This is a genomic window from Dokdonia sp. LLG6352-1 (genome assembly GCF_045055815.1).
Taxonomy (GTDB): domain Bacteria; phylum Bacteroidota; class Bacteroidia; order Flavobacteriales; family Flavobacteriaceae; genus Dokdonia; species Dokdonia donghaensis.
The window spans coordinates 3085041-3102233 of the sequence record NZ_CP159329.1 but is presented as its reverse complement, the minus strand read 5'-3'; the positions used below and the strand labels follow the sequence as shown (position 1 = coordinate 3102233).

The 17193-nt window shown below is 37.9% G+C and carries 9 protein-coding genes; 4 read left to right on the top strand and 5 right to left on the bottom strand.

All coding sequences use genetic code 11. The features are described from left to right. The first annotated feature begins 95 nt into the window (after positions 1–95). Both ABVM49_RS13765 and ABVM49_RS13760 read left to right on the top strand, forming a co-directional pair. Positions 96–1136: a PLP-dependent cysteine synthase family protein gene (locus ABVM49_RS13765; RefSeq protein ID WP_405202423.1), complete on the top strand. Its 1041-nt coding sequence runs from the start codon at positions 96–98 to the stop codon at positions 1134–1136. A gap of 135 nt (positions 1137–1271) precedes the next feature. Then, positions 1272–2531: an aminotransferase class I/II-fold pyridoxal phosphate-dependent enzyme gene (locus ABVM49_RS13760; protein ID WP_035328391.1), complete on the top strand. Its 1260-nt coding sequence runs from the start codon at positions 1272–1274 to the stop codon at positions 2529–2531. Between the two features lie 82 nt (positions 2532–2613). On the opposite strand, the gene ABVM49_RS13755 is transcribed toward ABVM49_RS13760, so the two are convergent. From ABVM49_RS13755 to ABVM49_RS13745, 3 genes are all read right to left on the bottom strand, one after another. Continuing rightward, complete coding sequence (locus ABVM49_RS13755) at positions 2614–3492, bottom strand: mechanosensitive ion channel family protein (RefSeq protein ID WP_405202422.1); 879 nt, start codon at positions 3490–3492, stop codon at positions 2614–2616. A 134-nt stretch (positions 3493–3626) separates the two neighbouring features. Then, positions 3627–4700: an endonuclease/exonuclease/phosphatase family protein gene (locus ABVM49_RS13750; protein WP_405202421.1), complete on the bottom strand. Its 1074-nt coding sequence runs from the start codon at positions 4698–4700 to the stop codon at positions 3627–3629. A 67-nt stretch (positions 4701–4767) separates the two neighbouring features. Further along, on the bottom strand, positions 4768–5904 hold the full coding sequence (locus ABVM49_RS13745) for a redoxin domain-containing protein (protein WP_405202420.1): 1137 nt from the start codon (positions 5902–5904) through the stop codon (positions 4768–4770). Positions 5905–5982: 78 nt separating this feature from the next. Between ABVM49_RS13745 and ABVM49_RS13740 the strand changes: the two genes are divergently transcribed. After that, entirely contained in the window at positions 5983–8370 is a 2388-nt protein-coding gene (locus ABVM49_RS13740) for a GAF domain-containing protein (protein WP_405202419.1), read from the top strand. Positions 8371–8391: 21 nt separating this feature from the next. Here ABVM49_RS13740 and ABVM49_RS13735 read toward each other — a convergent pair whose 3' ends face one another. Further along, positions 8392–9633 (bottom strand): Pycsar system effector family protein, encoded by a 1242-nt coding sequence (locus ABVM49_RS13735; RefSeq protein WP_405202418.1) that lies wholly within the window; start codon positions 9631–9633, stop codon positions 8392–8394. Between the two features lie 47 nt (positions 9634–9680). Between ABVM49_RS13735 and ABVM49_RS13730 the strand changes: the two genes are divergently transcribed. Continuing rightward, positions 9681–13403, top strand: coding sequence for a metallophosphoesterase (locus ABVM49_RS13730; RefSeq protein ID WP_405202417.1), 3723 nt, complete (start codon positions 9681–9683; stop codon positions 13401–13403). Between the two features lie 82 nt (positions 13404–13485). Here ABVM49_RS13730 and ABVM49_RS13725 read toward each other — a convergent pair whose 3' ends face one another. Then, positions 13486–17163, bottom strand: coding sequence for a metallophosphoesterase (locus tag ABVM49_RS13725; RefSeq protein WP_405202416.1), 3678 nt, complete (start codon positions 17161–17163; stop codon positions 13486–13488). Positions 17164–17193 lie beyond the last annotated feature (30 nt).

Genomic DNA, 17193 nt, shown 5'->3' with positions numbered 1-17193 from the left:
CTAAGAAAGATCTTATTTTTAAAAATTATAGTATTTTTGCTCTGTTTTGCGCGCACGTTTTAACCAGAAACTGCGCAAGGCACTAACCTAGATATATGAACAAGGACTTAAACGTTTATGATAACGCGTTACAACTTATAGGTAACACGCCCCTCATAAAATTAAATAGCATAACAGCCGATTTTGACGGTGAATTTTCAGCCAAAGTCGAAGCTTTTAACCCAGGTCACTCTTCAAAAGATCGTATAGCTCTTCACATTATAGAGGAGGCAGAGCGTACTGGAGTACTTAAACCCGGCGATACTATTATAGAGACTACATCTGGTAACACAGGTTTTAGTATTGCAATGGTGAGTATCATAAAAGGATATGAGTGTATACTTGCAGTGAGCTCAAAATCTTCGCCAGATAAAATAGATGCTCTTAAAGCAATGGGAGCAAAGGTGTATGTATGTCCTGCGAATGTGAGTGCAGACGACTCAAGATCTTATTATAGTGTTGCAAAAAGACTGCACGAAGAAACTAAGGGTTCTGTATACATTAATCAGTATTTTAATGAGCTCAATATAGATGCTCATTACTTATCTACAGGTCCCGAAGTGTGGAGTCAGACAGAAGGGAAGATTACTCACCTCATTGCTTGTAGTGGTACAGGTGGCACAATATCTGGAACTGCCAGATTCTTAAAAGAGCAAAATCCAGAGATAAAAGTGATAGGGATAGATGCTTATGGGTCTGTGATTCAAAAGTATCACCAAACGCGTGAGTTTGACGCTACAGAGATTTACCCTTACAGAATAGAAGGTTTAGGTAAAAACTTAATACCTACAGCTACAGATTTTGATGCTATAGATGAGTTTGTAAAAGTCAGTGATGAAGAGGCGGCACATAGTGCTAGAGAGATCGCTACTACAGAGGGCCTTTTTGTAGGTTATACAAGTGGTGCCGCTATACAAGGTGTAAAGCAGCTAGCTGCACAAGGAGAATTTACAAAAGATAGTAAAGTAGTAATAATATTTCCAGATCACGGAAGCCGTTATATGAGTAAGGTCTTCTCTGATAAATGGATGAGCGACCAAGGCTTTTTTGATAGTCAAAATGAAGAAGCTGTCGCAACTATAGAATACATAAAGTAATCTAAAATATTACGTATATTTAAACTCCTACCTTGTGTAGGAGTTTTTTGTTTTTGGCAATCATACTATTAGATTTTACTGTTAGGTAAAAATGTCAAAATTGTGTACTTTTGCACCTGTTTTCAAAACAAGCATATGAAAGATTTATTTGATAAAATTTACAAGGATAAGGGACCATTAGGTAAATGGGCATCAGTTGCAGAGGGATATTTTGTATTCCCAAAGTTAGAAGGGCCTATTTCTAACCGTATGAAGTTTCAAGGGAAAGAAGTGATCACGTGGAGTGTAAATGATTATTTAGGTCTTGCAAATCGTCCAGAAGTAAGAGCGGTAGACGCACAAGCAGCTGCAGATTATGGATCTGCTTACCCTATGGGTGCTCGTATGATGTCTGGTCACACAGAGCTACACGAGCAACTTCAAAATGAGTGTGCAGCCTTTGTACAAAAGGAAGCAGCTTACTTACTTAACTTTGGTTACCAGGGTATTATGTCTACTATAGACGCGCTGGTAGGTAAGGATGATATCATTGTGTATGATGTAGATACCCACGCTTGTATTATAGACGGTGTGAGACTGCATATGGGTAAACGTTTTACCTACAAGCATAACGATATGGCAAGTATCGAAAAAAATCTTGAGCGTGCTACAAAAATGGCAGAGCAAACCGGCGGAGGAATCTTAGTGATTTCTGAAGGTGTATTTGGTATGCGTGGAGAGCAAGGGAAACTAAAGGAGATAGTTGCTCTTAAGAAAAAATTTAATTTTCGTTTACTTGTAGATGATGCACACGGTTTTGGTACGCTAGGAGCTACTGGTGCAGGAGCAGGTGAGGAGCAAGGTGTTCAAGATGATATAGATGTATACTTTGCAACCTTTGCAAAATCTATGGCATCTACAGGAGCATTTATTGCTGGAGATCAAGAAATAATAGATTACTTAAAATATAACCTACGTTCACAAATGTTTGCAAAGTCACTGCAAATGCAACTTGTGGTCGGAGCACTTAAGCGATTAGATATGCTACGCTCTATGCCAGAACTTCGTGAGAAGTTATGGGAGAATGTAAATGCATTACAAGGTGGTCTTAAGGAAAGAGGTTTTGATATAGGTACAACACAATCTTGTGTAACACCAGTATATCTTAAAGGATCTGTGCCAGAAGCAATGGCACTTGTAAAAGACTTACGTGAGAACCACGGAGTATTCTGTTCTATTGTAGTATACCCTGTAATACCTAAAGGTCTTATACTTCTTAGAATGATACCTACGGCATCACATACACTTACAGATGTAGAAGAAACACTTAACGCTTTTGAGGCGATACGTGAGCGTCTTGATAACGGAACTTACAAGAGACTTTCGGCAAAGGTGGCTGAGGCTTTTGGAGCTTAAGTTTTAAGCATTATAAAAATGAAAACCCGTTACTAGTTATAGTAACGGGTTTTTTTATGCTTTCGCGAAAGCGTAATAACAACTATTCACTTTCATTTACCATTGATAGCTTGTTATCAAATTGAAGTGTTCTAATAGGGAATGGGATATTTACATCATTTGCATCAAAGGCTTTCTTAATTGCTAGCATCCCTTTATGCTTTGCTGTGAGCTTATCCTTACCGTTTTCACAGTCTACCCAGTAACGACATACAAAGTCTATAGAACTGCCGCCAAAGGCTGTGTAAAAGAATTCTACCTCCTCATTAGATCCCTGTTGTGCAAACGTATTGTTTATAGTATCCTTTGTGAGTTTTTCTACCATTTCAAGATCAGATTCATAGCCTACACCACATTCTATAATAATGCGTGCGCGGTCTGTGATAGAGTAATTTTTTAAAGGATTATCTGTAATTGTTTTGTTAGGAATGATTACAATATTGTTATCTGGTTCACGTATACTAAAATTATTAAGTTTTATATCCTCTACGTAGCCAGTATAACCACTTGTTTCTACCCAATCGCCTATATTAACTCGTTTTCTAAAAGATAGTATAATCCCTGCAATACCATTTGCAAGCGCTCCTTGCAAGGCGAGACCTATAACGAGTCCAGATACACCGGCACCGGCTATAAGTGTGTTGAGCGTTTTATCAAGATTAAGAACACCTAAGGCAAGAAATAAGCCTACAAGCACAACGATTACGGCAAGAGCTCTACCTATAAGTTTTGTAATAGATTTTTGCGGTACATACTTCTTTACTACTTTTTGTGAGTACTTATTTACTAGGCGTGATACAAAGTATGCGATCACGAGTACAAGTATAGCGACTGCTAGATTAGGAAGGTTTCTTATAAATGCTTCTACCCATCCCCATAATTTGGTCGATAGGTTATTTAATGATGCTGTTATTTTATCCATTCGGGTTTTTCTTTGGTTTGAAACCAAATTACCGCCAAATGTTAAAATTTTTATCTTATTTAACCTTCATTAACTAGTAAATGTGGGTATTTCTAAAAAAAATTAAGAAAAATAGGAGTACGCTTTCGCGAAAGCTATCTCGTGGCCTCTAGTTCTTCTTGCTCTGCAATGCGGGCAGAAATCTTTCCATCTGCTATGATTTCTTTGATGTCTTGAACTTCGTCTTTTGACATACTAGGGTTAGGAACATCTACATCTACGAGCGGGAAAGCGATATTGTAATACATCGCAAAATGATCTGAACCAAAGCGTGGCAAGCGCTTCATTTGTGTAACGTGCAAATCCTTTGAATAAAATAAATGATCTAGCGGAAATCTAAGTAACCAGTAGTTTGCGTGGAAGGATGGATACAACCCTCTTCCTACTCGTGGGTCAAGATATCCTGTCATTTTACTAAAAAGGCGTGAGGTTTTAGACCATACCACATCATTAAGATCACCACATACCACGGTAGCGTCTTGTGACTCTCTACATTTTTTACCCACAAGCATAAGCTCTGCATCACGTTCTTTTGACGTTTCATTTTCTGTAGGACTCGGTGGAGCTGGGTGTATTGCAATTAGATTAAATAGCTGGTTTGCGTAGTTTATCTCACAATGTATAGAAGGAATATCCTTTTCTACTAGATAGTGTATATCTGCACTCTTAAAGGGAATTTTAGAATAGATATGCATCCCATAAAAATTATCTAGCGTAGCCTTAACAGTATATATATACTCTGGAAATGCCGTAGAGATGGCATCATCCCACTTTTGGTCTGACTCCATCGTAATGAATATGTGAGGCTTGCTTTCCTTTATGAGCTTTATAAAGTCATCATAATTTGTATTGGTCTGTAAAACGTTTGCTGTGACCAGCGTGAGTTGTTCTTTGTGAAATTGCTGCTTAGGCTTACGTCTGTGATAAAAAGGCGTGTATGGTCTTATAAGAATGACCTGGTATAGCAGTACAGCTGCAATGGCAGTAATAGCAATTATTTGCACGACATTAAATTGCTTCCAGAAAATAAAAGCAAGGGCAATGAGTATAACTTGTATAACAGCCGTTTGTAATCGCACAAAATCAAAAAACCTAACGGTCCAGTGAGATATAGGCAATAGCGGTAGCAGTGGTGCTACAATAAACAAACAGATAAGCCCTATTAACATAGTAGTAAATGTAAAAAGGCTATATGATTTTTGCTATATTTTTTACAATACTTTGTGACGACAGCTTTTAGCTGTCACCTAAAAGCTCTTTCATTTTTGCACCTAGGGCAGATCCTCTTAGGTCTTTTGCGATAATAACGCCATTCTCATCAAGTAAAAATGTAGCTGGTATTGCACGCACACCATAACTTCTAGGTATTGGGTCTTGCCAGTAATTTAAGTTAGAGACGTGGTACCAGTCCATTTTATCATCTTTAATAGCTTTTTTCCATCTAGCTTCTTGACCTGGTCTGTCTAGGGATACACTTATAATATTAAGCCCTTTATCGTGATACTGGTTATATACGTTTACAACATTAGGATTTTCCATACGGCAAGGTCTACACCACGATGCCCAGAAGTCTATGATAGTATACTTTCCTAATGCATCAGATAAGGCAAGTTCTTTGCCTTCTGGAGTCTTTGCGCTAAACTCAGGCGCTTTATTACCTACACTAGCTAGAGCACTGGCAATACGTTGTGATTTGAGCTGTGCGATATAATTTTCTACGCTTTCACCTATAGGAGAATCTTGTATGTCTTTTGATAAGCTCTGGAAATAAGCATCAGACTCATCTACTTTAAGAACTTTTGCATTAATAAGGTCAGATAGGGCTATGATTGAGACCATCTTGTCTGTATTATTCTCTACTACTGCCTTTTTATCAACAATAAATTGCTCGTCTATATCTGAAATTTTTTCACGCATAAATGTGACCATTACGCCATCTGTCTCACGTTGCGCTTTTTGCATTTCTTTAATGTATTGTTGTTTTTTTACAGCTGTCTGTCTAGCGCTATTTCTGTAAGAATTAAACAATTCATTTTCTAAACTTCCTGTTACAATTGATGCGCCTAGACTATCTTTGTACAATTCTACAGTAAGAGGTTTTGCATCCTTTACTAGTAAGAGTTGGTTATTAGGTTTGCCTTGGCTCAAGATTAAGATACCAGTACCCTCTGTAATTGGTTTTTTAAAAGTAAAAGTTTCGGCAGTTACCTGGGCGGTGTCTAGAGCTATACGCTTATTGTTAGACCCCAGTTCTTCTAGATAAAGCTCTGTGCCATCTGGCATACCAGCAGCGGTTCCTTGTATTGGAGAAATATCATTATTCCCACAAGAATAAAGTAAGAAAAGTACGGCTATCGCTACTAATTGTTTCATAAATGATTATTTTAAGTAACAAAAATAAGAATAGTGCGTATAATAAAGAAAGAAAGAGGGCTATAGAAGCCAGAAGTTATGAAGACGAGTATGCAATTTAAAAATCAAGATTTTCCGTTGGACTTACGCTTTAGTGTGGAGAAGCTTATGGCGCACTACACCCAAGAAGCAGCAACAGATCATCTACAGGCTCAAAATAGAATTAAAGAGCTTACTCAAATAACACAAAAATTTCCTGAGCTTATCACAGGTATAAGCGATCTAGACAACTTATCACAATATCAAGAGCAGATAGATAATTTACTGTTAGATCTCTTTCCTGCAGTATTACAAAGCAATGAGATAAAGATAGTCTCAATGCCATTTCAGGAGACGGTATTACAGTCTACAAAGCGATATAAGTCTATTATAGCTAGCGGAGGAGAAGAGTATACTCCGGAAATAACAAACTTTGATGATAACCATTATTACATAATGGGCTGCAGCATTATCTTAATGCAGTATTATGGTTATAAAATAGACTTTAGAAGGCCATTTTATTACGAGATACCAGATGCAAGTGGTATGACACGTTCATATAGAATGCTATATAACGGAGACTTTGTAGGTATAGAAAAAAAGCCAGAAACTCCTGAAATCACAGAAGAGGATGTTGCCGTGTTATTAGATAACTTTGATAATATAGAGGTGTGGAAAGAAAAATTCCCCTCTCAAGGTTATATTTTTAAAGGCTTTGTAATCGCAAACCTATATGACGCTACGGTAGATGTATCCATATCAAATCTAAAATCTGGTCTATTACGATATGACCAAGATGATACAAACTTTACAGAAGATTTTCATAAAATCTTTCAAGCTATATTCAATTTACCAGAAATTCAAATAGGTTTTTCTAACTATAATGAGCAAGAAGGTAAATTTGAACTGGTACCACTTAAAAAAATAAACAGTTACATCCTTTACGGTGAGACTGAGGCGACTTGTACATCTGCCCTTTGTGAAGGATCATATGATGCCGTTTTTAAGACAGGTAAGTATTTTGCAGTATCAGATATTAAACAATATCATAAACGTTTTCCAGACATTAAGATGTATGAAAACTTTAAAGATCAAGGTATAGGAAGTGTGATACTAGCTCCTGTAAGGTATAAAGGTAACTTGCTAGGAATATTTGAGTTAGCTTCTCCCAATGTAGGTGAGCTTAACACTATTAATGCAAATAAACTAGAAGATGTAATGCCTTATATAGTCGAGGCAGTAGTGCGCAATAAAGAGCAGCAAGAAAATGAGATAGAACTCGTTATTCAAAACGAGTGTACGTCTATACATCAGAGTGTCTACTGGAAATTTGAGCAAGAGGCAAAACGTTTCTTAAAATTACAAGCTCAAGGAGATGCAAACGTTCAGTTTAGAGATGTTGTTTTTAAAGATGTATACCCACTCTTTGGGCAAATAGATATTAAAGGCTCTTCAGAAGCGCGTAATAAAGCTACACAAAAGGATATCTTATTACAGCTAGATAAGGCTATAGAAATTCTAAAAGAAGCACGTAGTATAGAATCTTTACCTATCTATGAGCAATTAGAATACAATCTCAATGAGTTTTTAGTAGAAACTAAAGAGCAACTGGAGGTAGATAGTGAGCGTAAGATTCTTAACTTTTTAAAAGAGAATATACGCCCATTATTTAGCCATTTATTAAAACGTAGTGATAAGCTCAAAGCACTCATTACATCATATAGAAGCCAGATAGAAGATAATCTAGGTCTTGTATACCGCCACCGTAAAGAGTACGACGAGTCTGTTATGTTACTCAACAAGCGTATGGCAGCCGTACTGGAAAAGAAGCAAAAAACAGCTCAAAATATGTACCCACACTTTTTTGAATTGTTTAAAACAGATGGAGTAGAGCACAATATGTACTTAGGAGAGGCTATTACAAAAGACGATAGCTTCAATAAAATTTACCTCTATAATTTACGACTGTGGCAACTACAAGTAATGTGCGAGATGGAAAATGAACATTTCTCGCTTTCGCGAAAGATGGATCACCCACTAGAGGTTGCCTCTATGATACTCGTGTTTAACACTTCACTATCTGTTCGTTACAGAATGGACGAAAAACGTTTTGACGTAGATGGCACTTATAATGCTAGGTATGAAGTGGTAAAAAAGCGAGTAGATAAAGCTTATATAAAAGGCACCCAAGAGCGTATTACACAAGCTGGTAAAATTACCATCGTGTACTCGCAATATGAAGACGAACAAGAATACTTACGCTATATTAAATTCTTGCAGACCAAGAATTATTTAGGATCTGAGATAGAGATACTTCAGTTAGAAGATCTACAAGCGGTTACTGGCCTCAAGGCACTACGTGTAAACGTGCTTTACGCTCAGAAAAAGGGAAAAGCAAAAAAGAGCTTCTATACTTATGAAGACCTTATGGAAGAGATAAAGGCATAAATAATATACCCTAGGCTTTATTTATATAAAGCCTAGGGTCATATTAGTAAGATCTCCCACACCTTCTACCACAGTTGCGGCTTTATCTCTATAGATAAAGAATACTGCAAACGTGATTACAGATATGATAATACCTATCATAAAGACATTATAGGTCATACGTAGCAACTTATATTTCCTGTCGAGTACGACTCCTAGGAAGTATAAATCTTTTGTAAGTGCAGAGTATATGTATTCTTTATCTTGCAACATCTCTCCTATAGCCCACTCATAATCTTCAAGTTTCATTTTATGAAAATTTCCAAAGAATAGTAGGTTTACCTTTTTTTGGCGCACATCCTCTTTGTCAAATTCGCCGCGGGTAACGTTTGGCCTGGTAGCTATAATAGACATTACCATAGAGATCATTGCAAAAAGTACAAATACCGCAGTAGGGTATATTAAGTGAGCATTACTTTCATTCTCAAGTTTTGGGATAAGATTTGCAAGGGCAAGAGAGATTACAATAGCATTTACAGAGAGTAAAATGTTTGCCTTTGTATCTGCAATATCACTAAGCTTGATGTGGTTACGTAAAGCAATACGATACATAGACTGGATACCCTTTTCTGGACTTGCGTCCTTGAGTTCCATTTTTATTTTTTCTTTCTTTCTAGCTTTTTTAGCCTTTTTACGTGCCTTTGTTAGATCGTTAAGATTGCTATCTTTTTTGGGCTTCCAGTTTTCTTGGGCATAGGTAGTATAGTACTTATGTTTTATTGTAAACATCTTTATGTTTGCTTTTGTCCACTCTTCTGGAGTGTACTCCTTGATGTTTTTAATTTTTAGTTCTTGACGCAAGTATTCACTAGCTTCCGGAAAATAATCTTTGGCAAAATGGGATGCATCTGCATCTCTTAGTACCTTTTCTAGATAGGTTTCTGGCTCAACTCGCATATCTGTTGCGAGTATTACTTTTTTAACTTCAGAGATAATATGATCATCTACACCTTCACCTTTTAAGAAGGTTTCTGCCATTTGTGCACTGCGTGCTTCGTGTTCTTTTGTGCCGTCTACATACCCTATATCGTGCAGTAGTGCACCTAGTTGAAGAATGAGTTTTTCTTCATCTTTAAGTTTTTCTTCACTATTATCTATAATTTCTTGGGTACTTTTAAGGACTCTCTTTGTATGTACATAATTATGATATATACACGTCTTAGGTAGTTCGTTATCAAAAAGTTGAGAGATATAGTTATCCGTTTTTTCGAGTAATTCGGTCATAGTAATTGCAAGCGATTAGACTTCTAAAGTACATTAAAATTAGCCATATGAACAAATATTACGTTTTTCTTAACTTCTTACTAGCCCTCTTCTTAAGTGGTTGTGCGACGTATGCCCCTAAGTATGCAAATGAAGTAGCTGAGCCTCAAAATTTTGATAGTAGTACGCTTTCGCGAAAGCGTATACATAAAACATTTTACCTCATAGGTGATGCTGGAGGTGATAGTGATGGCGGTAGTACATATGCGCTTGATGCTTTCAAAAAAGTAATAGATACGGCAGATACTAAGGATGACTATGCAGTCTTTCTGGGAGATAATATTTATGATGCTGGATTACCTAAAAAAGATCACCCAGAGCGCGCAGAAGCAGAGCGCAGGCTAGATATACAAATCGCAGCTGTAGAAAACTTTAAGGGAGAGACACTTTTTATACCTGGTAATCACGACTGGTATGCAGGTGGAGTAGAAGGAGTAAAACGCCAAGAAAAGTATATTGAAAAAGCACTAGATGATAAAGAAGCTTTTCAACCAGAAAATGGATGCCCTATCGAGATGAAAGAGGTAAGTGAAGATGTGGAGTTAATGATTATAGACACGCAGTGGTATCTAGAAGACTGGGATGAGAATCCTACTATAAATGACGATTGTAACATACGTACTCGTGAGGGTCTATTTTTAGAAATAGAAAATGAGTTTAAAAAGAATAATGAGAAAACGATAGTTGTTGTAATGCATCACCCTATGTATACAAATGGGGTACACGGTGGTAAATTCAGTTTTGATAAGCAATTATATCCTACGCAAAGTAAGTTTCCGCTTCCGGTGCTTGCTTCTCTTGTAGCACAGATTAGATCACAAGGTGGTGTATCTATTCAAGATAGATACAATAAACGCTACAATGAGCTTATGAAACGTATAGCGGTACTTGCTACAGATACAGATAAAGTGATTTTTGCTTCTGGTCACGAGCATAGTATACAGTATATTGAGAATGAAGGTATTAAACAGATTGTGAGTGGAGCCGGGGCAAAAAACTCTGCAGCAGCGCTGGGAGAAGATGGGCTTTTCTCATACGGAGGTCAAGGCTTTGCTATATTAGATATTTATGAAGACGAGTCTTCGGCAGTGCGATTTTATGCTGCAAACCAAGGAGAGCCAGAATTATTATTTACATCACAAGTACACCCACCTCGCGAGCCGGTTAATCTAGACTCGCTGCCAGAGTTCTATCCAGAGACGGTAATGGCAACGGTATATGAGCAAAATGATACAGACGTCTCAGATGTACATACGTCACTCTGGGGAGATCATTATAGAGAAGTTTATGGTACACCTGTTACAGCCCCTGTTGCAACGTTAGACACGCTTATGGGAGGTTTTACAGTAGATAGAAAGGGTGGTGGGCACCAGACACGCTCTTTACGACTTAAGGATAAAGACGGGCGCGCTTATAACTTGAGAGCCGTACGCAAGAGCGCAGTGCAGTTTTTACAGAGTGTGGCATTTAAGGATAATTTTATTCAAGAAGATTTTAGGGATACGTTTACAGAAGACTTAATTCTTGATTTTTACACATCTGCACACCCTTATGCTTCACTTGCGGTGGCAGAACTCTCTGATGCGGTAGGTATATACCATACTAATCCGCGTTTAATATATGTGCCTAAGCATAAAGCTCTTGGTAAGTATAATGCAGATTATGGAGATGAACTATATCTCATAGAAGAACGACCAGACGAAGATTTTACAGATGTAGACTCTTTTGGAAACCCAGATAGTATAGATAGTACAGATGATGTATATGAAAATTTAAGAGATGATGAGGAGTACCAGATAGATGAAGCAGCTTACCTCAGGGCTCGTATTTTTGATATGCTTATAGGTGATTGGGACCGTCACGCAGACCAGTGGAGGTGGGCACGATTTGATAACAAGGATACTAAGGTGTACAGACCCATACCTCGTGATAGAGATCAAGTGTTTTCAAAATTTGATGGAGCAATTTTAGGTCTTCTTAAAACGCTTATCCCAGCGGTAAAACAGTTTCAAAACTATGATGGAGATCTAGAAAACGTAAAGTGGATTAATGAAGCGGGTATCAAAATGGATCGCGCACTACTCAAAAATGCCGTAAAAGAAGACTGGCTACGTGAGGCTACATATCTACAAGAAAATCTAACAGATCAAGAGATAGATGAGGCTTTTAAAGCTTTACCTCTAGAGGTGCAAAACCTAGGAGTTGATGAAATTAAAAAGAGCCTGCGCGAAAGAAGGTCTAACATTGTAGATATAGCAGAGACCTACTATGACTATATCTCTACGCTCGTAATTCTTACGGGAACAGATAAAGATGATCACTTTGAGATTACAAGAGGTGATGAGAGTACCAGAGTACAAATCTCTAGAATAAAAGATGGAGAGGTTAAAAAACCTTTTGTAGATAGAATAATTTCATCGCAAGAAACCAACGAAATATGGATTTACGGTCTCGATGATGATGATGTTTTTAATGTAAGTGGAGGAGGGAAGAGACCTATTAAAATGAAAATTGTAGGGGGTCAAAACAACGACATTTATGAGATAAAAGACGGTCGTAGACTTAAAGTGTATGAGCATAAAACAAAGCCAAATACCGTAAAAGAAAAGAGCGGAGCAAATGTGAAGTACTCAAATATCTATAACTTTAACACATACGACCCACTCAAGAAAAAAAGTACAGCAAATAGTACATTACCAGCCATAGGCTTTAATCCAGATGATGGGCTTCTCATAGGCGTGACTAATGTATTTTCTACATATGGGTTTAAAAATGACCCATTTAGCAGTAGGCATACCCTTAATGCGACATATTCATTTGCGACAGAGTCACTTAATTTAAAATATGAAGGTGATTTTGCAAATGCTTTCGGACAGTGGAATCTGGTAGTAGGAGGAAAGTTTACAAACGAGGCATTCTCTCGTAACTTCTTTGGTTTTGGAAATGAAACAGTAAATAATGACGACGATTTAGGACTCGACTTTAACCGTGTACGTAATGGCGAGATTGGTGCACATATAGGTGTAGAGAGTGACAATACCTTTGGTAGTAAACTACGTTTTGTAGCAAACTTTGAGCGTATAGAAATAGAGCAAACAGGAGGACGTATTATAGATGATGCTACACTATTTACCCCAGATACAGATAACTTTTTTGGAGGGCAGTCTTTTATAGGTGTAGAAGGTTCATACAGTTATGTAAGTGCAGATAATCAAGCAAACCCAACTAGAGGTATGGAGTTTGAAACAGTTATAGGTGCAAAGCGCAACTTGAGCTCTGGTGATAGAATGTATGCATATATCAACCCAAAAATAGGGTTTTATAATGCGCTTTCGCGAAATAGGAAATTAGTCTTAAAAACACTCGTGCAATCACAAATAAGAATAGGTGACGACTTTGAATTTTATCAAGCAGCCTCACTAGGAGCAAGAACAGGATTAAGAGGTTATCGCTTTAATAGATTTACCGGGGAGTCATCACTAGCAGCTTCTGGAGATATAAGATATAGTTTTGATCGTTTTAGTACAGGTCTTATCCCTATACAGCTAGGAGTTTTTGGAGGAGCAGATGTAGGTCGTGTGTGGGTTGATGGTGAAGACAGTAAGAAATGGCACAACGACTTTGGAGGTGGTTTCTGGATAAATATGGTAGAAACCGTATCAGGACAAATAGGAGCCTTTGCTGGTGAAGACGGGATGCGTATAGACTTTAGATTTGGAGTTAGATTGTAAAAATCTATAACTCAAATAGCTTTAACAAAAAAGGCTCCCAAGTGGGAGCCTTTATTTGTTAGTTTGCCCCTCAAGCATACCTTTACAAACCTAATGATATCCCAAAACCTAGTCTGCCTCCTTCTGGACCGTAAAAATAATGTACATCTGTTTTAAGCACTGCAGCGGTAGTAAATTCTAATCCGCCGCCATAGCTGTAGTGTAATGTGCTATCTTCATTTCCACCAGTCCAGACGCGTCCCGTATCATAACCTATGTATCCTTGCGTACGCACAGGAAATAAAAAGGTGCGTATGGGTTTTAATTTAAAGCCTATATCTACAGATCCAGCAAGAGATTGCTCACCTCTAAAACGACCTTGTCTATAAGATCTTAATCCGTTATTTGCACCTAGCGTTGCGAGTCTATAAAATGGAATATCTTCACCAAATCGTAACTCACTAGCAATACTTGTTTTTAAAACTATATTGCGTGATCTATCTATAGCATTCCAGAATGTTATACTAGGGTCTATGGCTCCCACATATTGCGATGAGGTAAGCTCATCTGCTACACTCCCACGTATTGTAAAATGCATTCCCCTCGTGGTAAAAGCCTCATCATCTCTACTTTTATACTCATATTTCCCAGTGAGGGAGATATACTCTGTACTTGCTAGTGCAGGAGTTATGACATTTATATCTCTCAGATTTGTGTTTTCATAAGTAAGATCAAAAGCTGTAGAAGAGCCATATTCACCAGTATAGTATAGACCTAGCCCAGCTTGTAAATATTGAGTGTAAACTCCATTGTCATCAAAGCTATTTGCATTATTAAAGCTACCATTACCGAGTCCAAAAAAGTTTTCTGTATAATTTGCAGATGTCAATCGCCCAAAAGCTTTAAAATTCCAATCGTGAAAGAGGTGAGCCTTGTGCCACTCTAGTGAAGCGTCTACCGCCTGTGTAAGTGATATATAACGGGCATCGAGCTCAATCTTTGTTGTAAAAGGATGCCTCTCGTAACCCAACGTAGATTTTCCAAAAGTAATATGCGGTGAGAAGCCCTCATCTGGATTGTAATTTGCTTCAAGGCCAAAAGTACCGCCACTATCTGGTCTACGCTCGGTGTCATAAATATGATTCTCGTATATATCATCTATGTGGCGAGTTGCTTTCCCTTTGTCTACAATCGTGTTTTTATAAGACTTTTGATCATAAATGGTAACATTCTTTCCGCCATTTACAGTAAACGTGTCATTCTCTAGTCCTCCTACAAGCACTATTTTTATAGGACTAATAAGTGAGCCGTTTACTTCAAATATATCTTTATCATCAAGGCCATAAATCCATATGTTTTCTGTCACGTCTTTATCCAGTGTTTGGTCAAAGAGTAATGTACCTTTCTCACCGTCCTTAATACGATAAGCCATAACTCGTACATTTCCATTTGCCAGATTTTCAATGACAAAGTGATCATCCTTATCAGTTCCTTTAAGAGATACAAACTTGCTTAAATGGCTATAATAACGCTGTACGATATCGGGAAGATTACGCTTTCGCGAAAGCAAACTCTCCTGTATCTCCATCCACGTAGCATCTTGAACTTCTTTTGGAGCAGCTTTAAAAGCGCTTTGCACAACCTCTTCTGTAATGCGTTCTTGAATATAAGTTACCTCCTCTAGCCAAAGCGATAAATCTGCCTGTTGTAATATGGCTCTGTCTAGGTTTACGGCACTCTCACTAAATTGCTCAATAAAAGGAATGTCTGGCCCATAGTTACCAAACTGTCGCATCCCGCTCATTATTTTTTGTGCTTTTTCTAAAAATGCGCCGTCAAATTTTGCAAACACCTGATCTCTATCTCTGGGTACAGCAAGATATTTTATGACACCATCTGCCTCATCTACCTTATCTTGTGCCCAGCGCCACTGGTCTTCGTGTCTATCCCAGTCACCTATGAGCATATCAAATATGCGCGCTCGTATGTACATACGCTCATTAAGCTGGTTAGACTCATCTTCTCGTAGTTCTTTAAATAAATCTGGTGTGCTTTCTACCTCATTGCTAAATTCAAACATATGTGACTTATTAAAGTCACCACTAGGTTTTTCTACAATCATATAAAGCACATTACCGTGGTCTTTATTAAAGTTGCCTAGTGCTTTTTGCTTGGGTATATAATATAATTTTGGGTGTGTGTGAGGGACATCTATGGCACCAGCAAGTCTTGGTATTGCAAATGCGCCATAAGGATGCGCGGCTGTATAAAAGTCTTCAATTACAGTTGCGGGAACGGTATCTTCAAAATAATTTTCGGCATCAAGATCATTATACCCCGCCGATTTTAAAAAGGCAAGCGGATCTTTGGCAATAGCTCTCATATTATACTCACGCCCTTCTTTGTCCTCAAGGCGTAGACCATTAGTTTGATTTCCGCCACCAGCGCGTTGCACCGTAAGACCACCATATAAAGTATCGAGCAGGGCAACGGGAGCTTCAACAGGCACTCCATACACGTACCTATAGTGCTTTCCCCAGAATTTCTCATACTTAGCACTTTTTAAAACGCTTTCTTGGGGATAAATAGATGCCACCATCGTTTTTGGAAAACGTGTAGGAAGGCTGTCTATGTTATAATCTTGAGGTTTTTGAAAAGCTGTTTTTGAGTATAGCTCTGTCAGGCTCCCATCTTGTAGTCCATAAAAATGAACAGAAGATGCACCTCCTTCATACAGCCTCACTTCAGAAAAACCTGGTTTTGTAGACGTAAAAAGTCCTTTTTTACTCAATCTTGCAGGCTTTACAGAGCTACCCGTACCGGCAATGACTTGCTTTATTTCTCCCTGGTCTATGTATTGCATAGATCGCTCGTGTGAGGAGAGTATAATAACTCTAGGTGCATCAAAACTAGCAAGCTCTATATGAGACATAAGCTCGTTCATAAGTGGGTTATATCTGTCTTGTTTTGATAATCCTCCTTGTGATCGTAAAAACGACCAAAGAGTTCCCACGCCTGGGATAAAGAGATTCTCTGCCGTGGGGCGATAAGTAACCTCAGCAGGAATTTCTCCTCCGTATACACCATTTGCATAGAGTGGGTGGTGCATCCCTATAATAATTGTTTTGTGACGAGCCTTGCGTATCTCGCTACTTAGTAATGTGGTAAACTGCTCACGAGTTTTGAGCTCGCACTTGTCGTTCATCTCTTTTACTTTACTCCAGTCTTCTATATACCATTGTGAGTTAATGAGAATGAGCTCAACTTCGTCATTAACTTCTATGGTTTCAAGAGGGCAACCATTTTTAGGCATAAAATGATCTTCTTCGTCATAAAAGTCTTCTATGGCATCTTCTATTTCTTCCATTCCTTTTAGACCAGTCTCGTTCCACTCAAGTTCTCCTGGTAAAAAGAGTGCGGTGCCCTTAAAGTTTTTTGTGATCTCAAGCTGTTGTAAAAGTTGTTTTTTACTACGAGTATCTTTTAGGTCATTGCGATGTAGGTTATCGCCCGTAAATAAAAAGTAATCTTCTTTTTTACTATGCTTTTTAATATACTTACTTGCGTTATTAAGTAATGACTCATTTGCACCGCGCGCATAGGCACCAGCGTTACCTAGCTGGAAGAAACTTACATAATTTTGGCTGGTGTCAATATTTATGTTACGTGTTTGTTCTCTATACAAGTCGTGATGTACAGCACAAGATGCACATAGTACTATAGCTCCTAGCAGGAGGAACTTTGTAATTATAAATGAAAGGGGGTGTACTGTTTTATTCACGTTTAAATTTTATTCAATCTACATATCATT